The sequence below is a fragment of the Streptomyces tubercidicus genome, from assembly GCF_027497495.1.
Taxonomy (GTDB): domain Bacteria; phylum Actinomycetota; class Actinomycetes; order Streptomycetales; family Streptomycetaceae; genus Streptomyces; species Streptomyces tubercidicus.
The window spans coordinates 661,187-680,489 of sequence record NZ_CP114205.1 but is presented as its reverse complement, the minus strand read 5'-3'; the positions used below and the strand labels follow the sequence as shown (position 1 = coordinate 680,489).

Here is a 19,303-nt window from a genome sequence, read left to right as displayed (position 1 = left end):
CGCGTGCCCGGCCGACCGGTCCGCCTTCACTGGTCCGCGTTCAGTTGATGTGCCCCGCCGAGCCCGCCGCCTCCAACAGCCCTGTCCAGTCCGGCAGCTTGACGGTGCCACGCCCCAGTCCGCGGCCCCACTCCGCCTCGGCGGCCTCGATGGCCAGCCAGCCCGGCCACGGGACCGGCCGCTGCCCCGCCCGGGTCAGCGCCTCCACGGGATCGCCGGCCGAACCGCGCTCCGCCAGGGCAGGGGCGTCCGCCAGCAGCGACAGTGCGGTCTCCTTCGCGCACGGCCGGTTCGTGCCGATCACCCCCGTGGGGCCGCGCTTGATCCAGCCCGCTACGTACACCCCCGGAAGCGGCGCCCCGTCCCGCAGCACCCGCCCCGCCAGATGCGGCACCGTCCCCGTCCTCTCGTCGAACGGCAGACCGGGCTGCGGCGTCCCCCGGTAGCCGACCGAGCGCAGCACCAACTGCCCCTCGATCTCCTCGAATTCACCGGTGCCCGCGACCCCGCCGTGTCCGTCGGGTGCCGTCCGCTCGAACCGGACCGCGCGCACTCCGCCGCCATCCCCCAGGATCTCGACGGGACGCAGGAAGAATCGCAGATGAATACGGCGCCGACGGCGTACCGGAGACGACGCCGGCCGCGCGTCCGGGCTCTCCGGGCCGGCCGTCGGCCGCTCCGCCCAGCCGCGCAGCACCTCGACGTTCCGCCGCGCCACCGCGGGCAGCTCGCCCGGCTCCAGGTAGGCCGGATCCAGCGCCAGCTCCTCGGGCCGTACCCGTACCTCCGTATCCGGAAGAGAGCCCAGCTCCCGCAGCTCCTTGGTGGTGAACTTGGCCTGGGACGGGCCGCGTCTGCCGACCATCCAGACGTCCTCGACGCGGCTGTCCGCGAGCGCGCTGAGCGGGCCCTGCGGCATATCGGTGGCGGCGAGTTCGGTCGCGCCACGGGCCAGCATCCGCGCCACGTCCACCGCCACATTCCCCACCCCGATCACAACGGCGGACCGGGCCGCCAGGGTGAAGCGGAGCGCGGCCGCATCCGGATGCGCGCTGTACCAGGCGACGAACTCGGTCGCCGGATGGCTGCCGGGCAGCTCCTCGCCGGGGATGCCCAGATGCCGATCGGTGGCGGCGCCCACACAGAACACCACCGCATCGAAGATCTCCCGCAACTCCTCGACGCCCAGCCCCGGTGCCCCCACCTGGACATTCCCCAGGAAGTGCGCCCGGGGGTGCTCCAGCACCGTGCGCAGATTGTTCTGCAGCGACTTGATCTTCTCGTGGTCCGGGGCGACGCCGTAGCGCACCAGGCCGTACGGGCAGGGCAGGCGGTCCAGGACGTACACCTCGACGTCCGGTACGGTCTGCTGCTCGATCAGGGACTGGGCGGTGTAGACACCGCTGGGCCCGGATCCGATCACTGCGACACGAAGCACGCGTGGCCCCTTCCGCGGGATACCCCCAGGATCGCACCGGCGGGCGCGCGACGGGAGATGCGCTATCGGGGTTGCTCCCCGTGGGAAGAGCGTGCCGCGCTACTGGGGCGGGTGAGCTGGGGGCTAGGTTTTCAATGTGTCGGAAAGTGACTTTTATACCGTTAATCACCGATATGAAGCCCAGGGCGCGCCCTTGGAGTGGCCCACATGGGAGCTCCAGGCGCACGGCTCCGCCGCGCCCGCCCCCGACCTCGCCGCCCCCGACGATCCGGTCGGCGCCCGCGGTCCCGGGTGCCCGCTGCCCCGGCTCGACCCGCTGGGCCCCTGGTGCAGCGCCCGGCTGACCTTCGCCGACGGCGCCCGGGTCGATGTTCTCGTGACGGTCTCCGACGACCACATCACCGTCGAGGACGTACGGGCCGACCCGCCCCTGACACTCGACGGCCTCGCCGACCTCGCCCGCTGGATCGACGGGCCCCTGGACGATGCCTTCCGGGCGGCTACCGGGCAGCCGCGGAAGAGCCGGGGCGGGCCGCGGCAGACCGGCCCGGCGGCCGGTGTGCCGGGAGGCGGCGGGGGAGCGCAGGCCGCCGGAACGGCCCCGGGGCGCGGGTCGGCCTCGGAACCGGCGGGCGCTGGAGCGGGGGCGGCGGCAGCGGAGGGCGCGACGCATCCGACGGCCGAGGCGGTGGAGGCGGTGGAGGCAGGGGTGCCGGGAGCTGCGCCGATGGGTCCGACGGGGCTCGGCCATGGCGAGGGCGTACTGCACCGCACGGCGACGGAGACCGGCATCGGCCAGCCGGCCGATCCGCCTGCCGCGTCGTCTGCCGACCCGTCCGTTGACTCCCCGGCCGAGCGGCCCTGTGAGCAGAACTCCGGGCAGCCCGTCCCCTCCGCGTCGTCGGCGCCCTCCGCGCCCTCCACGACTGACGCATCATCGACGCCCACCGACGCCTCGACGCCATCGCCGCCATCCCCGTCGTCCCCGCCGTCTTCCTCCGCCCCGACACCCACCCCCACCCCGCCGACCGGCCGTGCCCGCTCCGTCGTCCTCGCACGGACGCGGGCCGGTGAGCGTCGCAAGATCGCTGCGGATGCGTACCGCCAGGCGCAGCGGGAGGGCGGCGATCCGGTGCAGGCCGTCATGCGCGCCACCGGCCGCAACCGCCGACGGTCGCTGCGGCTGATCGCCGGGGCCCGTGACGAGGGTCTGCTGACGCCGCGCCACAACAAGCGTTAGGGCGGGTCCGGCTGCCGGAACTCAACGTCCGGACCCAGCCCGACTACCGCTGACCCTCCTGCACCGGTGCCGTTCCCGGTCCCGGTGTCTGTGTCCGCGTCCCGTCGGGCGCCCCCTCGCTCGGCGGGACCCCCAACTCCCAAGCGAGTCCGTACCGCTGGAGCAGCTCGCTCCGCAGCCGCGCCCGTGGCATGGCCGCTCCCGGCAGCAGCATCGCCACCACCGACCCCATCAACAGCGCCCGCAGCAAGGGATAGTCGGCATCGGGATCGGACGATCCGTAGGCCACGACCGTCTCCCGCAGCAACTGGGCCAGCCGTTGCTGCTCGGGGCACTGGATAAATCCCTCGGCCGACAGAATCCCCGCCATATGCGTCCGCATCAGCAGCGGATGATCGTTTGCAAGCCCCAGGACCGCGTCGATGGCCCGCGCCATCAGCTCCCGCCCGGCGTCCGGCCCGCTCGGCCGCGGATCCCGCTCCAGCGCCGCCTGCAGTGTGAGATGCATCAGCCGGTGCACAGCGGACTGGAGCAACTGCCGCTTGCCGGGGAAGTAGTAGGAGACCAGCCCCCGCGCGACCCCCGCCCGACCGGCGATGTCCGCGAGCCTCGTCGCCTCATAGCCGTGCTCGCCCACCAGCTCGACCGTCGCCTGCAGAAGGCGCTCACGGGAGCGCCGCCGCAATTCTTCATTGACCGATGCGTTGCGGGGGGACATCCTGTAACTCCTGTGTTGACTGGCTGGGGGCCAACACACTCAGTATGACTCCGGATTCCCGTCCCTGGAACGGATCCGGTCAAGCTGCCCGATTCGGGCGACGCGGGGGATCGCCCGAATCGGGCAACCTCGGCGTGATGACCTGCACTTGAAGGTCATCCGCCGAGGTGGGGCACATGTCTGGCGCACTCTCGAAGAAGGCTTCAACGGCTCCGCGCGTGCCCTCGACTTCGTCCGGGAGCCGGTGCGTGTAGCTGGCCACGGCCAACTCGATGGTCTCCGCGAGCCGTGTGGCCACGACCTTGGGGCCGGCCGTGCGCGCGATGAGCACGCCGGCGTAGGTGAGCCGCAAGGTGTGCATACCGGTCCTCTTCGGTCAGCCTTTCTCAAATCCCTGCGGCGGCCTTGGCGTTCGCCTGCGGGCGGAAAACGCTCAGGGACAAGGCTCAGGGGCAAGGCATGCTCATATAGAGGGCATGTTCGCCCAATGAGGGTGTGCCGTTGTAGAGCGTCGTATCAAGTCCGCAGAAGGCGAATCCCATGTGCCGATAGGCATGGATCGCCGGGGCGTTGATATTCGTGACTTCCAGCCAGATATGCCCGGCACCGCGCTCACGGGCGAACTCGACGGCGTGCCCCACCAGAGCGCGGCCGATGCCCTGGCCCCGATGGGCCGGAGCGACCTCGATGTCATCAATGACCAGCCGCCGATTCCACGGAACATAGGAAACCGCGGCAAAGCCCGCCAGGTCACCGTCAGCCCCGACGGCGACGAAGGTACGGCTATTCGGATCTTCCGCGTCCGTGGGGCCGTCGCCGTCGCCCTCGCCCTCGCTGTCACCGTCGTCAGCCTCCTCCGCCGGGAAGACCTTGTGGATCGGCGGGTCCACCGGGATCTCCCGGAGGGTGAAGCCGCCCTCGGCAACGGCCACGTGAAAGATGGTGCGGGTGGTGAAGGACCCGTCGAGCGCCTCAATCGCCTCGGCGTCCTCAGGCCGGGCAGTCCGGAATTCATAGTCCATGCCGTCAACGGTCGTCATGGCATGAACCTACCTACGACCACGAAGGCCATGAGCCGACAGGGGCCGTCGACCGTTGCCCCTTCACGGCCCTTGACGCTATGCCGTTGCAAGGTGGCGGCAATGCCCATGGGAGGCGGGACGGTGTCCGCATAACGTCAAGACTGCTTCCCCTCTGACGGAACAGAATCACCTTCTCATTACCAACTACATACCACCACCCATACTCTGTAAAGGTCGCCGCGTATGGAGTTCCTGTTGCCTATTCTGATCGGCGCCATATACGCCGTCTGCATGGGCGGGTGAGTTACGTCCGCAGCGGAATGGCGCGTCGCCGCACCGCCTCCGCAGAAATGCCGCCGGAGGAGCACTCCGCGGAGACGATGCGCCGGAAAGCGCTCCCTCCACGATTCTTACGACGCGACGGCGATCTGGTGCCGGAGATGGTCATAGGCCCAGGCGGCGAGGGTGGTCGGGGTGGTGGTCTGGAGGGTGCGGCGCTGTTCGGGCACGAAGTTTTCGCGTAGGCCGGTCGACATTCCGACCACGGCCTCTACCAATCCATCGGGCATCCCGGCCTGGTGGAGCTGGGTACGCATGGCGTCATCCGTGATCCGTTCGACGCTGATCTGCCGGCCGGTGGCGGCGGTGAGGATTTCGGCGACCCGTCGCCAGGTGAGGTCCATGGGCCCGTGCACTGCCTGCACACAGCGTCCGGACCAGTCGGGAGAGAGCAGACGGGTGGCGGCGACCTCGGCGATATCGCGAGGCGCCACCCAGGCCATGGGCTGGTCGAGCGGGAGGATCACCTGGAGGGTGCCGGCTCGTAGGGCGTCGAGTTGCAGCTCAAGATTGGTGAAGAAGTAGCCGCAGCGGAGGTGGGTGACATCGACGCCCAGGGCATCCAGGGCGGTTTCGGTGTGTGCCAAGCCGTCGATCTCGCCGGCACCGTGACGTTTCTCGGCGCCGACGCTGCTTTGGAAGACGACGCGGCCGATCCGGTTTTCGGTGACGGCGCGGACCACACTGCTGGTGGCGCGGGCGTACTCGGCAAGGGGATCGTCGCCGCCGCTGGTCGGGTCCACCCAGAACAGTGCGTCAACGTCTTCGGTGGCGGCCACTACCGCGTCGGCATCGTATTGGTCGACCTGCACGGCATCCACCTCGTCCCGTACGTTCGGAGCCAGCCGGGCGGGCTCGCGCAGCAGGACGCGCGGGCGGACCCCGGCGCGGATCAGAGTGGCAACGACATGGCGGCCGACATTGCCGGTCGGGGTGGTGACAGCGATGCGCATGGCTTCCTCTCACTTCGGTGACTCGACTACAGGCAGGCCAGGAGCTGAGTCGGGCTGAACGTGTCTTTGCCTCCTGGAAGTTGAGGGTATGGTCTCCGACGCCGCTCCAGGGCCAAGGGCTGTCCCGTAATCCCTGGCGGGCGGGGCCGCCGACGGTCTCGCCGAGCCCTGCGGCCAGGACGCTGCTGTGCCCGGCCGGGGGCGAAGCCCATTGCTCCATCACGGCCGCCCCCGGCATGCGGTCCACCCGGTGCCGGAGCGGGTGGACCGATGCATGCTCATGGTTGACCGAAAAACCTTCGACCGCCGCCTCTCGCGCCACGAATACACCGGCCTGAAGCGTTAGTTGAAAGGAATACCAGGAGCCCGTCGTCCACATGCGGCCCCGCTACAGCGGTGGTTCAGTGGAAGGAGAAGGAATCCAGAAAACGAGACTCGGGGGCGAGAGAAAATCAAGGGAGGCCGTGACCATGGACGGCATCAAGTTTGGCGAGCCCTTGGATCAGAAGCAGGAAGACTTCACCAGCACCTCGCCACCGGTGGTGTTCAGCACCCAGGCGACCGGCTTCGTAGAGCTGAAGACGCCCCAGGACCTGAAGGCCTGGGAGGAAGCCCTTCGGACCACCACTGGTCTGGAGATCTCCGCCGCGAGCCTGGAAGGCCACGCCTGTGAGACGGGATGCGGGCCCCACTGCTGCTCCGACATGTGCGACGCGGCATGATCCTGGCCCTGTCTTTCCACGACGACCTTCACGCCATCGCGGTGCAGCACGCGGTGCGCGCCCGCGGCGACGAGTTCCACATTCTGGAGTGCGACGCGGTGAGCGGCAAAACCGGCCTGACCTGGCACCTGTCCGGGACGCCGGACGGCTCCGGCGTCCCGGCGGCGGTGCCGACGTCGGAGGGCCGGACGGTGCCCCCCGCGCAGGCGGAGCTGCTGTGGTGGCGCCGCGCGCGGGCGGACCAGCAGCTCACCATGTCCGCCGCCGGGTCGGACGGCGCGGGACTCGGCGCGCAGCAGGTCAGCCTGGTCAACAACGACTGCCGTGGAGCGCTGGGGGGCATTCTCGCTGCCTCCTTCCACGGCGAGTGGATCTCACCGCCGGAGGCGACCGACCGGGCGTCGGACAAGGTCTACCAGCTGTGGGTGGCCCGGCAGGCCGGCTTCCGTGTGCCGCGGACGCTGATCACGCAATCACGTGACGAGGTGGTGGACTTCACCCGCGAGGTCGGGCGGGTCATCGTCAAGCCCGTCGTGGGCGCGCGGGGCCCGTCCCTGTACACGCGGTGGATCGAGGACCCGCAGGCGCTGCCCGCGGAGTCCTTCGCGGTGTGCCCGGCGACGTATCAGGAGTACGTTCCGGGCCGGCACCACATCCGGCTCAACTGCTTCGGCGAGCGCATGTTCGCGGCGCTCATCGAGACGGAGGAACTGGACTGGCGCCCCGACCTCAACGTCCCGATCACGCGGTGGCCGGTCCCCCCGGACCTGGCCCGGCTGGTCCGTACGGTGCTCGACCGGTTGGGGCTGCCCATGGGCGTGATCGATCTCAAGCTCACACCGGGAGGTGAACCCGTCTGGCTGGAGGTCAACCCCCAGGGGCAGTTCCTCTTCCTGGAACCGCTCACCGGCGAACCGCTGACCGAGCACTTCGCCGACTACCTGATCACGACGGCCGCGACCGTCAACGGCGAACGCCGCCGCTGAGTTCTCTTGCGCGCTGAGCCGCGTGGACATGCCGTTCTCCGCGTCGCCTTTGGCGCCGCGATGAGCCCGCTGCTGACCATCGCCTCGGACGAAGGGCTCGCCGGCAACAAGGGTTGGGTCCCGTAGGGGGATCAAGCCCTCGCCGTGCTCGACAACGGCGGCGTGGGCACCGCGATCGTCTCTCCGGCTAGCCTCGGCGCATGGGCATGGACATCACGGTCCTGGTCGTCGACTGGGTGCACCTCATGAAGATCGCACCGGACGACCGGCTTGAGGTGCTGCAGGAGTCGGCATACGCGGACGATGAAGGTGATGAGGTCGACGCGGGTTGGGTGTGGCCTGTCGAGCCGGACAGGGCCTGGCTGGGCCGGTACGAGTTCGGGGGCACCCTCGGGTCGTACAAGCCGCACTTTTGGGCCGCACAGGCGTGGGAGGACGTCCGCGGCGCCGCGGGGACACCGTTGCGGGCGGCTCTGGACGAGTTCCTGATGGCTTTGATCTGGTGCGGGCCTGAGGTCGACTCCGACGCCGAGCACGTAGATGCCGGCATCTTCCCTTCCGTCGATGGCCTGTGGCGGCCAGGGCCGCTTATCGCCCGCGGCCCTCGGACCGTGTCCGGCCTGAACCGTTGCTGGGGGGAGGCTGCCCCCGCCCTGCCGCACCTGCGCGAACCGTACGCGAGCCGCGCCGCATGCCCAGGGCGGTGGATCGCGGACTTCGAGGAGTTCACCGAGCTGCTGTCCGGCTGGGCCGAAGTGGTCCGCGAAGCCCAACGACGCCGATGGGGACTGATCGGACTCCCCATCTGAAAGCATCTACCGCCGGCATCGACCGTAACCGTGATGCAGTCGCAGTCGTGGCTCAACGCAGCCCCTCCCCGCCGTCATCCGGCCAGAGTCGCGAGCGCCTGACATGACGGTAAGTCAGCCCTCTGCGGAGAGTGCGCCAGAACCATTCCTCGTGCACATCCACGAGCCTCAAGAGCCGCAGCTGCTGCGCAAATCGGCGGGACGGCCGCTGTTGCCAGTCCCACGGATTAGCTGGGGTGGTCCGGAATTCACCCCGCCATATGTCCGTTTGCCGTAGCTATACGAGACGACGGTGGGTACGGAAGGTGTATGCGGTTATCGAACATAGCCTTTTCTGTTGGGCATTGGGCGGAGGGACTCTTTCTTCCGGGTGTGGTGCGGCGCGTACTGGCGGGTGCGGAGGCGCAGCCGCGGTGGATACCGCGGTGGGTGCTGACGGTGGTGTCGGCCGATGTCGACGCTGCCGCGGGCGTTGCGGCGGTCTGGTTCCTGTGGCGGCCGAAGTGCGCGTGGGCGAGTGAGCACACCGCGGTTCTGGAGTGGCACGACGAGCAGTGGCAGTACGTGGGCGGCGGTGGTAGTAGCCCGGTGGACGACCCTGCCGATGAGGAGTTCGACGTCGATGTGCTGGAGATCGGGGGTGAGGGGGGCACGGTCAGCCTTACCCGCCGGATGGACGCGCCGGACCCGCTGGCCACGGCCCCATGGATCGGCTATGCCGTAGTCCACCTCGGGCCGGATGTCGCTCACCTCCTCGTCGGCGATCGCCGGATCGACGCTCCCGGGCAGCGCAAGCTCATCGCGGCTTGGATGTGCCCAGCCACCGCCCGCAGAGCTCGTCCCGTCATCGTGGCTCTCGGGCGCGACGGCACCGAACTCTCCCGCATCGGCCCCCACGACACCCTGGACACCCACACCTGGGCACAGCTGGGGGAAGAATGACCACCGCCGCAGGATCCCGAGGCGACCTCCCGTGCCGCTGTGGTGGGTCGCGAGCAAGAGTTGCCACGCCGTGCTGACGCTGCGAATCCGGCCATGGGAGGCATCCGATGCCGCCGGCGCTCCCCGCGTGCGAGGTCGCAGTCACCGGTTTGCAGGTCGCGCTCAGACCAGGGTGGAGATGCAGAACGGGTGGCCTGCCGGGTCCAGTAGGACCCGCCACCGGTCGGGGTCCGGCTGGAACTCGGGCTTGGCGGCTCCAAGGGACAGCAGGTGGGTTTGGGCAGCATCCAGGTCATCTACGCCCAGCTCGATGTGGGCCTGCTTCTCTTGGGACGAGTCCGGCCAGGTGGGACGGCGGTAGTCGGCCAGGTAGTTGAAGCCCAGTCCGGCCGCTCCCTCCTGGCCGAGCAGGACGAAGTGGTCCGTGGAGAGGATCACGGGTAGGCCGAGGATCTCGCTGTAGAAACGGGCCAGTTCCGCGGGGTCCGGGCAGTCGAAGGTGACCGCCGAGTAGCGAAACGTAGGTGCGGAGGTGTTTTCCGTGCTCATGGCGAGGACGCTACGACGGGACCAGGACAGGTTCGGTCCGGGTCATGTGGAACACTTCAGAATGTGATCAGCGCATCCGCCCGCCTGCTGCGGTTGGTCTCCTTGCTGGCCGCCCGGCCGTCGTGGACCTGCGGTGAGCTGGCCGACCGGATGGCGGTCACCGACCGCACAGTGCGGCGGGACATCGCCAAACTCCGGGAACTCGGCTACACCATCGAGTCCGACCCCGGACCATGGGGCGGTTACCGCCTCCGGGCCGGAGCCCGGACGCCGCCGCTGATCCTCGATGACGAAGAAGCGCTCGCCGTCGCGATCGGGTTGCGCGAGGCGGCGCTGAGTGGCGCTCTCGGCGGCGACCAGGCCGCACTGTCGGCACTGCTGAAACTACGACAGGTACTGCCGCAGCGGATCGCGGACCGGCTGGGCGAGATGGACGCTGCCTTCGTGCATACCCCCAGACCCGACGAGCCACAGATCACGCCCGGCATACTGCTGGAACTGGCCGCCGCATGCCGCCGGGGCGAACGTGCCCGCCTGTCGTACCGCGACTGGGAAGGAAAGGCCACGGCCCGAGACGTCGACCCGTACCGCCTCGTCCACACGGGACGCCGGTGGTACTTCGTCGCCCGGGACGTGGCGCAGGAGGAATGGCGGACCTTCCGGGCCGACCGAGTCGAGCGACTTCAGCCCACCGGGCACCCGGTGGAGCTCATCGACCCGCCCGACCCGGCGCTGCTCGTCTCCCGCTCCGTCTCGACCGGCCCCTACCCGCTCCGTACGACGATCCGCCTCCCGATGCCCATGGACCAAGCCCTGAGGCTGATTCCGTCGACAGTCGGTGCCCACCGTCCCGAAGGCCCCGACGCCACGATCGTCGATATCGGTGGTCCCGACGCGGACGGGCTCGCCACATACCTCCTCAGCCTGGCCACACCCCTGAGGGTCGTGTCACCGGAGGCTGTACGGCAAGCCCTGCTACGCCGCACCCAGGAACTCCTGGAGGACAACGCGAACGGTCAGTCCGGGGAGTGATGTTGGGCTGGAACCCTCCTGATTGGAGAGACAGCCACCAGTCCTTAGTCCAGGTAGTCGAGCAACGCCCGTGCCTCGGCCCTGCGGCGGGCCGGGATGTTGTCAGGCTCGGTGTCGTTCTCGTCCTCGCCCTCGCTGCCGTATTCGTCCAGGACGGCGCGGGCGCGGATGCCGGCGGCGGAGCCGCGGCCGAGGTCGGACTCCAGCCATGCGGCCATCAGTTGGGCGCCGGTGTGGTCGTGGCGGGCCGGGTCGCCGAGGGAGGCGAAGAGGGTGATGGCTTTTCCGCGTAGGTGAGGGCTTGTTCGTAGGTGCGCTCGGCCGTGCCGTCGTCGTCATCGTCGTCGGGCTCGGATTCGCAGCCGCGGATGAGGAGTTCGGCGGTTTGGCGGTGGGTGCCGGCGAGGTCGGTTCGGAGTGCGGTGCGGCTTTCGTCGTCTGTTGCCTCGGCGGCGGCCTCGGTGAGGAGGCGTTCGGCGGTGGTCATGACGTCGAGGGCGGTCGGCAGGCCGCTTCCGGGGGTACGCAGGGTGAGCCAGGCGCGGGCGCGGATGGCGCGGGCCGCGTTCTGGGGGCGGTCGAGCGTGCCCCAGAGTTCCTCGGCGCGGGTGTAGGCAGCGGCGGCCTGTTCGTTCAGACCGGCGCCGTTGAGGGCGTCACCGGCGAGGTGGGCGAGGACGGCGTGGTCGCGCTGTGCGTCCCAGCCCTTGGCGATATCGGCCGCGAGCAGGAAGTGTTCGCCGGCCTGCCGGTGGTCGCCGAGCGCGACCAGGCATTCGCCGAGCCACCAGCGGGCCTGTACGACCTGGCCTTCGTGGTGGTGCTCCTGGAGGTCCGGCAGCGCGCTTTCCAGGACGGAGGCGGCCTCGTCGAAGCGCCGGAGTCGGAGCAGCGCGCCGCCGAGAACGAGCTGCGCCCAGGCGCCGAGCGCTGCGCCGCCATCCGCCTCGTCGGCCCAGTGGGTGGCTTCGAGTGCGTGCTCGGCCACCTCGTTGTCGTCCTGGCCGGTGGCGGCCAGGGCCTCGGCGCGGATGAGGTGGAGATGAGCGCAGCCGAGCGGTTCGAAGAGTCCGGCGCCGTGGTCGAGGGCGGCACGGGCGGCCTGCTCGGCCTGTTGCGGTTGGCGCAGTGAGAGGGAGAGTTCGGCCAGCCGGGCCTCGGCCTCCGCGGCGAACCACGGGACGGCGGCCTCGTGGTACAGCTCCACCGCGCGGGCGAACAGCTCCGCGGCCTGCGGCGCGTCGCCGCCCCCGGCGAGCAGACCGCCCAGCACGCAGGAGATATCGGCGGTACGGGAGAGCATCCGAGAGCCCTCGGTGCGGTGTTCCTCGGCGAGGGCGAGCAGGGCGCGGAGTTCGTCGGTGAGGGCTTCCTCGGCGTCGGTGGGGTCCGGTGCCGTCTGGAGGGTGCCCAGGCGGACGCGGGCGGAAGACAGGAGCGCGCCGGTCAGTTGCCGGGCGGTGGCCCTCCCGTCGGCATGCAAAGTGACCAACTGGCCGCAGATCGCGTCGAGTTCAGCCAGGCCCTCTTCCGTACGACCGGAGGCCGCCAGGGTGTAGGCGGCACCGGCCCGGCCGGCCGCGCCCTCACCGGGCTCACCGGCGGCCTCGAACTGCTCGGCGGCCCGGCGGAACAGCGCGATGGCCGCCTCCGGGTCGTCGAGCGCGTCGAGGGCGGCGTGGTAGGTCGCCTCGGCGCGGGCGGACGGGTCCAGTTCGGCGCCGGTCCGGTCCGCGGTTCCGGCGACCGTCCGCCACGCGGCACGGGCGTCCGGGTGCTGGGCCAGGGCGAGGCGCCGGGCCTCGGCCAGCAGGGTGGCGAGGTCGTCGGAGTCGGCCTCCGCCGCCACCGGGGCGACCTCCGCCACCGGCGCGGACTGCGGCACGGGCCGCGGACGGGCCGGGGAACCGTCGGCGAGCCGGGCGCCGCGCACTCCGAGGGGGAGCCGGTCGGTGAACGGCGTACCGCTCATCCGCGCGGACACCCGTGTGCTGACCCGGTCCGTGCCGTTGCGCGCGTCGAAGCGGCGGGCCAGGTCGTGGGCCGCTTCCCGGGTACGGGCCAGGAGCTGCTCCGTGGTGACCGTGGCGCCGCCCGGGAGGGGAACGGGGCGGTCGGCATGGCCGAGTTCCACCAGGCGGCGCAGCAGCAGGGCGGCCGCGCTCAGGATCTCCAGCTGGGAGAGCGGCTCCTCGCCGCTGTCCAGATACGCCGCGTGCTCGGCGAGGATCTCCAGGCCACGGGCCTCGTTACCGGTCAGCGCGCAGAATTCGATATGGCGGGCAAGGGCGGGTACGAGGCTGCCGTTGCCCCGGGCCGTGCGGTAGCCCCGCAGATGGTGGCGGCGGGCCTCGTCGAGCCGGCCGAGGCGCAGCAGCGGCACCAGGGACAGGGCGAGGATGAGATGAGGCTGCTCCGCGCAGGACTTTTCCCCGTCCAGTACGGGTGACCAGGTGGCGATGGCACGCTCGTCGTCTCCGCGCTCCGCCTGCCATTCGCCCTGCTCGTTGAGTTCGCAGGCCAGGCAGTCGCTCATCGCGTCGCGGTCGGCGGCGGTCCACTCCGTGAGCAGCCGGTCGGCCAGGGCGTCGTCCCCGACGTGCTGGGCGAGGTAGAACTCGGCCGCGCGGACCGGGCGCAGGGAATGCCCGGCGATGCGGTAGTGCCGCTCCATGTCCGGCAGCCAGCGGCGGACGGCGTCCAGCGGGACATCGGGGTTACCGATGAGGCTGTAGATGATCCATTTGAACTGCCAGTGGAGCTGGTGCAGGGCCGACTCGGTGAAGTCCGCCGGACGCTCGTCCCACAGGCGCAGCAGTCGTGCGAACGGCACCAGTGTCTTGCCGCTCTCCGAGGTGAACTGGTACGAGTCGATCAGTTCCAGCAGCGCTGCGAGCAGCAGCTGCCGGTCGCCGGTGGTCTCGGCGAGGGCGACGAGTTCCTCGGCGCGGGCGTTGCGGGCCGGTCCGTAGGGCGCGGAATCGTTCTCCCGGAGGGCGCGGCGGATCGATTCGACGGAGTGCGGCGTGGTGTTCTCGTGTGTCATCGGCTTTCCTCCTGGCCGTCCGAGTGCGTGGCCCAGCGCAGCAGGTCCAGGAACGCACGGTTGAGCAGCGCCGAGTCGGCGGGCCGCAGCGGGCGCGGGGCCATCAGCAGGGCCTGGCCGTACAGCGCCTCGGCGGCCGTCCCGGCGAGTTCCGGGGTGTCGATCCGGGCGATCCTGCGGACCAGCGGGTTGTGGTGGTTGAGGACGAGCCGGGCGCGCGGTGCGCTGCCACGCAGGCTGCCGAGGATGCCGGCCCACAACTCGTCGGCCTGCGCCTCTTCCTCGGCGCGGGCCCGTTCCTGCCTGGCCGAGCGGTCGTCCAGGTGGAGGGCGGGCACGGACACCGGATGGAAGGTGCGCAGCACCACATCGCAGCCGAGCGGGTCGAGCTTGCTCCGGGCGGCGGCGAGGAATCCGGACAGGGCCAGTTCCTCGGCGGGGTCGACCGGGTCGAGGTGCGCGGCGACGGTGTCGGCGTCGAGTTCGGCGACCTCGGTGCCGGGCCGTACCGACGGCAGCAGCTCGACGAGCTCGGCGTCGTAGGTGTAGCCGCCGTTGATGACGCCGATGCCCTGGGCGGCGGCGATCGCGGCGACCTGACGGTACTCCTCGACGGTCCGGGTGAAGTGCACGACGGAGTGCCGGCGGGCGAACTCCGCCAACGACAGCTGCCCGTCCGTGGTTTCGAACGGCAGCCACGGCAGCATGGTGGCCAGCACGTCCCGGTCGTGCCGGGCCAGCGACTTCACGCCCAGGTGGTGCACGGACAGGAACTGGGCCAGCCGCTCGGGCTCTCCGGCGGCGAGTCCGGTGAACCAGTCCTTGATACGCGCGCCGAGGGCCTCCCGGACCGCGGCGAGGGTCTCGTCGGCGTACAGGCTCTCGCGGGAGGCGGTGGGGCGCAGGCTGTCGGTGTCGATGACACAGCGGACGAAGAACGCCCAGTCGGGCAGCAGGTCTTCGGCCCGCTCGGTCAGCAGCATGCCCTTGAGGTGGACCCGGTGCCCGGCGCGCTGGGCGGGGCTGACGGCGGCGGGCAGGACGTAGGCGACCCCGCGTACGCCCGCGACCGGCACATCGAGGTCGATGGAGTCGAGCGGGGTGAAGCCGAACTGCTGGTGGCAGTGGCCGGCGAGGGCGACCCGGCGTGCGGCGGGGTTCGGATAGCGGCGTTCCCAGACGGCTGGGCGATCGGTGACCGGCTCCTCGCCGACCCGTACGTCATAGGGCAGGAGCGAGCCGAACTCCTTTGCCAGACTGAGTACTTGACCCTTGGCGAGCCATTCGCCGGTGCCCGGCCGGGCGGTGAGGCGGACGGTGGTGCCGGGCTCGGGGTGCGCGTCCTCGGGCAGCGTACGCACGGTGTACGAGCCGTCGTCGCGGGCGGTCCACTCGACGGGTGGGGCGGCGGCGTCGCGCGCCGAGCGGCTGACGACGCGGATCTCCTCCGCGACGACGAAACACGCCAGCAGGCCGATGCCGAACTGGCCGAGGAAACCGGCACGGGCCGACTCCAGGCCGTCGCGCTTGGAGCTGCGGCCGATGGTGGCCAGCAGGTTGTGCACATCGGCCTCGGTCAGACCGATCCCGGTGTCCGTGACGCGCAGGCCCTCGCCGTCTGCGTGCAGGCGCACTCGGGCGGGGCTGTCGGGCTCCTCGGCGCGGCGTGCGGTGATCGCGTCCACGGCGTTCTGCAGCAGTTCGCGCAGGTACACCCGGGGGCTGGAGTAGAGGTGGTGGGAGAGGAGATCCACCAGACCTCGGAGGTCGACCTGGAAGGTGTGCGGTATGTGATCAGCAGTCATGTAGGGGTGCGTCGGCGGACATTCACTGCCTGCGGCGCGGATCGTGCGGCCGTGGCCGCCGGTGGTCAGGGCTGGCCATCATAGGAGCCGCGGCAGCGAGCTGACCATGGGTTTCCGCTCGGTCGGCACGGGAGCGCCGAGCGGTACGGGAGGGCTCCGCCGGTGCCCAGGACCTGTCTCGCGCGCCCGCGGAGCCGCGCCGGTCAGCGGGTCGGCCCGCCTCGTCGGGCGCCCGCCCGCCGCACGCTGTCGAGCGTGGTGAGCCACTGGGTGACGGTGGTGTCGATGAACTCGTCGGTGACCTCGCTGCGGTCGAGGAAGAGCCGGGCCAGGACCGGCCCGTAGAGCAGGGTGTATTCGGCGGCGTCGATCTGCACGCCCGAGGGCTCCAGCAGGGTGTTCAGGGCGGCGCGGCGGTCCTGGCCGATGCGTGCCAGGGCTTGGGCGCTGTCCGGGTCGTGGTCGGCCTGGGCGGTGACGGCCAGCACCGCGGTGCGGATGGCCGGTTGGCTGATGCCGTCGCGCAGGCTCTTCAGCCAGTCGGTGGCCACGGTGCGTACGTCGCTGCCCGGCTCGGGGTAGTTGCCGAGGTCGGGGCCCTCCAGGATCAGGTCGAAGAGCAGCGCGGCCCGGTTGGGCCAGTGGCGGTAGAGGGTCTGGCGGGTGACATCGGCGCGCTCGGCCAGCAGCGCGTACGTCAGCCCGGTCGGCCCGACCTGGGGCAGCAGTTCACGGGCGACGGTCAGGACGCGGCTGCGGGTGCGCTGGACGCGCGGATTGCCCGGTGTCGGCGTGCGGCGGTGGAGAGGCTGTTGCTGCATACACCCATCCTACCCGTGAATCATACGCATCGTGTGATTTGAGCCACCGCCCGGACTCGTGCGCGATGAATCATACGTCGCGTGTGATAGGAAGAAATCACACGCACTGGATGATTCATGGTGGGTGTCGATTCCCCCTCCGATAGGAACGTGACATGAAGGCCGCTCAGATCACCGGCTACGGCGCACCCGAGGTGCTGCACATCAACGAAGTCGACCGCCCCGCCCCCGGCGCGGGGGAAGTCCTGGTATCCGTCGAGGCGTCCAGCGTGAACGGGCTCGACACGATCGTGCGCGGGGGAGGGCTGCGGGTCGTGACCGGGTTCCGGTTCCCGTTCGGTGTGGGACTGGACTTCGCCGGCGTCGTCTCCGCGACCGGCACCGGCGTGCAGCAATACCGGGTCGGCGACCGGGTCTGGGGCACGGTGCAGCCGCTCAAGCGGCGCACCGTCAGCGGCGCCGCCGAATACGTCGTGGTCACCGCGGACCGCCTCGGGCCCGCACCGGCACACCTCTCGCCGGCGGAGACCGCCTCCCTGGTCGTCGCGGGAACCACCGCGCTGACCGCACTGCGCGACACCCTGCACCTCAGGAGGGGTGAACGCCTCCTGGTGCGCGGCGCCGCCGGAGGAGTCGGCACCGCCGCCGTACAACTCGCCCACGCCATGGGCGGGCACGTCACCGCGCTGTGCCGTGACAGTCACGCCGGGGCGCTGCGCGACCTGGGAGCGGACGAGGTCTTCGACTACCGCGCCACCACCCCGGATCAGCTCGGCCCGTTCGATGTCATCCTGGACACGGTCGGCTCACAACTGAACGCCTACCGAAGCCGGTTGAGCCGCGAAGGCGGGATGGCCACCATCGCGCTGTCGGTGTCCTCCGTGGCCGCGATCGCCGCATCGAGCGTGCACGGCGGCCGCCGCATCCGCACCTTGAGCGCCAACCCCGACACCGCACTGCTGGGAGATCTGGCCGCCTATGTGACCTCCGGCGGACTGCGGCCCGTCGTCGACAGCGTGTATCCGCTGGCGGACATCGCCTCGGCGCACCGGGCGTTCGAGCGCGGCGGGGCGGTCGGCAAGCAGGTGGTGGCGGTGTCCGGGGAGTAACGGACGGCTCTGCAACGGGCGTTCACCCCATGCCCGCGCACGCCGTATCAGTGGGTGGGGCCGCTCCAGTAGGCGTCCTTCCACCGCATGGCGTCGGGGCTGAACTCCACCTCGATCCTGTCGGCGGCGTCGGGCGGCAGGGAGAAGGCGTACTTGCCGACGGCTTCCTTGCCGGGGAGGACGTAGCCGGTGATGACCTTCTGCCGTCCGCTGCCGTCGATCAGCAGCTCCGCCGACGCCCCCTCGGCGTCACTGACTTCGGGCAGTCCGGTCTCCACTTCGACCCGGGCGGTGCCGGTGTTGACCACCTTGACCGTTACCTGGACGGCCTTGTTGCCCTTGGCGTGCCCGAGGACGAAATCGTCCGGGGTGTACGGCTTCGGCTCGGCGACCGTGACCTTCAGCCCGTTCTCGAAGGTGTAGGACTCGCCGAAGGAGAGATGACGGGCCTTTTCCGCCGCCGATGCGGAGGACTTCACCTCCTTGACCTTGGCGCGGGCGCCGTCGGCGACCGTTTTCACCGCGGTGATGGTGAGCACCGCGCCCCCGGCCGCGGCCAGCAGACCTGCCCCGCCCAGGATCACCCCGGCCAGCGCCATCCCCTTGTTCGTCGCCCGGCCGTTGCGCGCCTGGCTCAGCCCGACGAAGCCGAAGATCATGGCGAGCAGGGCCGGCAGCCAGGACAGCCAGAACAGGATGATGAGCAGGCCGAGGACGACGCCGACGATGCCGAGCACCAGGGCGGTGATGCCCATGCCGTTGCGGGACTGCGGCGCCGGTATGGGCGCGGTCGGATACGTCGCCCAGGGCGCAGGGGGTGTTCCGGGCGGCGGCGGTCTCCACGGGTTGTGGTCGTCCGGTGTCCGGTCAACGGGCTGCTGGCCGTCGGGCGGCGTGGGCACGGTCATGCACGGTCCTCTATGTAGATGAACTGAGGACATTAGCAGTCGCTTTGGTCATTCATCATGGGATTTCGGACAGGTCCGGACAGGCCGTGGAGCACCGTGGCGCCGGAGCCGCTCAGATTCCGGTACGGCCCGTGGCTCCCGGGACATGCAGGCAGCCGCCGGACGCGCGACCATGGGACCGGAGACCGCAGACCGGTACTGCCGATCCCCTGACATGGAGCCCTCCATGACCACACCGCGGGACCTGCTGATCGTCGCCATGGATACGGAGACCAGTCGCCCTCTGGAACGGGGCGACCTGTCGCTGGCGCTCGCCGGAGCCGAACTGATCGATCTCCTCGGCGCTCAGGCCGTCCGGCTGGACGACGACCGGATCGTGCCGGGTTACCGGCCGACGCTCCCGGACCGCCTCTTGGACCAGGCCGCCTCGTCGCTGATCCAGCAGTCGCCGTACGAGTCGGTCGACGACTGGCTGTGGCGCCGGGGTCACGGCCTGGCGGCGACCTATCTGAGTGCCCTTGAGGACGACGGGCAGATCACTCGGGAACACCGCCGCTGGCACCCCTTCGGGGCCGGACAGACGGCGCTGGCCGATTCGCCCGCCCGCCGCCAGGCGATGGACCGCTGGACCTCACGGGAGGCCGTCCTCACCGCCCTCGCGGCGGCCGCCGGGATCAACGGCACGGGCACCGGCGACGAGCAGGACGTGGCCGACGACGCGGTGTCCACCGTGCTCGACGCCGTCCACGACGCCGTCAGGGAACTGGAGGGCGAACGTCAGCGCCGCGCCATCGAGAAGGCCGCCTTTGACAACGTCTGGCGCGGCCCCGGCGGCAGCTGACCGCCGCGGTGCGCGGTGCCGCG

General features: G+C 70.6%; 19 protein-coding genes. 8 read left to right on the top strand and 11 right to left on the bottom strand.

Annotated features, from left to right (window positions below; all coding sequences use genetic code 11):
• Nucleotides 1-40: 40 nt before the first annotated feature.
• Complete coding sequence (locus STRTU_RS03070) at nt 41-1,438, bottom strand: FAD-dependent oxidoreductase (protein WP_246240084.1); 1,398 nt, start codon at nt 1,436-1,438, stop codon at nt 41-43.
• Nucleotides 1,439-1,631: 193 nt separating this feature from the next.
• On the opposite strand from STRTU_RS03070, the gene STRTU_RS36080 reads away from it, so the two are divergent.
• A complete protein-coding gene (locus tag STRTU_RS36080) occupies nt 1,632-2,678 on the top strand; it encodes a DUF6214 family protein (RefSeq protein ID WP_159742112.1) in 1,047 nt (348 codons plus the stop codon).
• A gap of 43 nt (nt 2,679-2,721) precedes the next feature.
• On the opposite strand, the gene STRTU_RS03060 is transcribed toward STRTU_RS36080, so the two are convergent.
• The 4 genes from STRTU_RS03060 to STRTU_RS03045 form a co-directional block, all read right to left on the bottom strand.
• The gene (locus tag STRTU_RS03060; RefSeq protein ID WP_159742111.1) at nt 2,722-3,396 is read right to left on the bottom strand and encodes a TetR/AcrR family transcriptional regulator; all 675 of its coding nucleotides are present in this window, start codon (nt 3,394-3,396) and stop codon (nt 2,722-2,724) included.
• Nucleotides 3,397-3,475: 79 nt separating this feature from the next.
• On the bottom strand, nt 3,476-3,757 hold the full coding sequence (locus STRTU_RS03055; protein WP_159742110.1) for a hypothetical protein: 282 nt from the start codon (nt 3,755-3,757) through the stop codon (nt 3,476-3,478).
• An 85-nt stretch (nt 3,758-3,842) separates the two neighbouring features.
• On the bottom strand, nt 3,843-4,436 hold the full coding sequence (locus STRTU_RS03050) for a GNAT family N-acetyltransferase (protein ID WP_159742109.1): 594 nt from the start codon (nt 4,434-4,436) through the stop codon (nt 3,843-3,845).
• Between the two features lie 392 nt (nt 4,437-4,828).
• A complete protein-coding gene (locus tag STRTU_RS03045) occupies nt 4,829-5,710 on the bottom strand; it encodes an NmrA family NAD(P)-binding protein (RefSeq protein ID WP_159742108.1) in 882 nt (293 codons plus the stop codon).
• A 470-nt stretch (nt 5,711-6,180) separates the two neighbouring features.
• On the opposite strand from STRTU_RS03045, the gene STRTU_RS03040 reads away from it, so the two are divergent.
• From STRTU_RS03040 to STRTU_RS03025, 4 genes are all read left to right on the top strand, one after another.
• Nucleotides 6,181-6,432, top strand: coding sequence for a hypothetical protein (locus STRTU_RS03040; RefSeq protein ID WP_159742107.1), 252 nt, complete (start codon nt 6,181-6,183; stop codon nt 6,430-6,432).
• Nucleotides 6,429-7,418 carry an ATP-grasp domain-containing protein gene (locus STRTU_RS03035; protein ID WP_159742106.1) on the top strand — a complete coding sequence of 330 codons (990 nt, stop codon included), beginning with the start codon at nt 6,429-6,431 and terminating at the stop codon, nt 7,416-7,418. The genes STRTU_RS03040 and STRTU_RS03035 overlap by 4 nt, the downstream gene beginning before the upstream one ends.
• A gap of 200 nt (nt 7,419-7,618) precedes the next feature.
• Complete coding sequence (locus tag STRTU_RS03030) at nt 7,619-8,227, top strand: hypothetical protein (RefSeq protein ID WP_159742105.1); 609 nt, start codon at nt 7,619-7,621, stop codon at nt 8,225-8,227.
• A gap of 372 nt (nt 8,228-8,599) precedes the next feature.
• Nucleotides 8,600-9,169 (top strand): hypothetical protein, encoded by a 570-nt coding sequence (locus STRTU_RS03025; RefSeq protein ID WP_246240083.1) that lies wholly within the window; start codon nt 8,600-8,602, stop codon nt 9,167-9,169.
• Between the two features lie 162 nt (nt 9,170-9,331).
• Here the strand turns inward: STRTU_RS03025 and STRTU_RS03020 are convergent, their stop codons facing one another.
• On the bottom strand, nt 9,332-9,718 hold the full coding sequence (locus STRTU_RS03020; RefSeq protein ID WP_159742104.1) for a VOC family protein: 387 nt from the start codon (nt 9,716-9,718) through the stop codon (nt 9,332-9,334).
• Nucleotides 9,719-9,781: 63 nt separating this feature from the next.
• On the opposite strand from STRTU_RS03020, the gene STRTU_RS03015 reads away from it, so the two are divergent.
• Entirely contained in the window at nt 9,782-10,750 is a 969-nt protein-coding gene (locus STRTU_RS03015; protein WP_159742103.1) for a helix-turn-helix transcriptional regulator, read from the top strand.
• A gap of 44 nt (nt 10,751-10,794) precedes the next feature.
• Here STRTU_RS03015 and STRTU_RS03010 read toward each other — a convergent pair whose 3' ends face one another.
• From STRTU_RS03010 to STRTU_RS02995, 4 genes are all read right to left on the bottom strand, one after another.
• The gene (locus tag STRTU_RS03010) at nt 10,795-10,968 is read right to left on the bottom strand and encodes a hypothetical protein (protein ID WP_246240082.1); all 174 of its coding nucleotides are present in this window, start codon (nt 10,966-10,968) and stop codon (nt 10,795-10,797) included.
• A complete protein-coding gene (locus STRTU_RS03005) occupies nt 10,968-13,796 on the bottom strand; it encodes a tetratricopeptide repeat protein (RefSeq protein WP_246240081.1) in 2,829 nt (942 codons plus the stop codon). The genes STRTU_RS03010 and STRTU_RS03005 overlap by 1 nt, the downstream gene beginning before the upstream one ends.
• The gene (locus tag STRTU_RS03000; protein WP_159742102.1) at nt 13,793-15,601 is read right to left on the bottom strand and encodes an HSP90 family protein; all 1,809 of its coding nucleotides are present in this window, start codon (nt 15,599-15,601) and stop codon (nt 13,793-13,795) included. Before STRTU_RS03000 ends, STRTU_RS03005 begins: the two co-directional genes overlap by 4 nt.
• Nucleotides 15,602-15,804: 203 nt before the next feature.
• Nucleotides 15,805-16,422: a TetR/AcrR family transcriptional regulator gene (locus STRTU_RS02995; protein ID WP_159742101.1), complete on the bottom strand. Its 618-nt coding sequence runs from the start codon at nt 16,420-16,422 to the stop codon at nt 15,805-15,807.
• 155 nt (nt 16,423-16,577) lie between these two features.
• On the opposite strand from STRTU_RS02995, the gene STRTU_RS02990 reads away from it, so the two are divergent.
• Entirely contained in the window at nt 16,578-17,531 is a 954-nt protein-coding gene (locus STRTU_RS02990; RefSeq protein ID WP_159742100.1) for an NAD(P)-dependent alcohol dehydrogenase, read from the top strand.
• A 47-nt stretch (nt 17,532-17,578) separates the two neighbouring features.
• Here STRTU_RS02990 and STRTU_RS02985 read toward each other — a convergent pair whose 3' ends face one another.
• Nucleotides 17,579-18,439: a DUF4190 domain-containing protein gene (locus STRTU_RS02985; protein ID WP_159742099.1), complete on the bottom strand. Its 861-nt coding sequence runs from the start codon at nt 18,437-18,439 to the stop codon at nt 17,579-17,581.
• Nucleotides 18,440-18,665: 226 nt separating this feature from the next.
• Here STRTU_RS02985 and STRTU_RS02980 point away from each other — a divergent pair, with 226 nt between their 5' ends.
• Complete coding sequence (locus tag STRTU_RS02980) at nt 18,666-19,280, top strand: GOLPH3/VPS74 family protein (protein WP_159742098.1); 615 nt, start codon at nt 18,666-18,668, stop codon at nt 19,278-19,280.
• Nucleotides 19,281-19,303 lie beyond the last annotated feature (23 nt).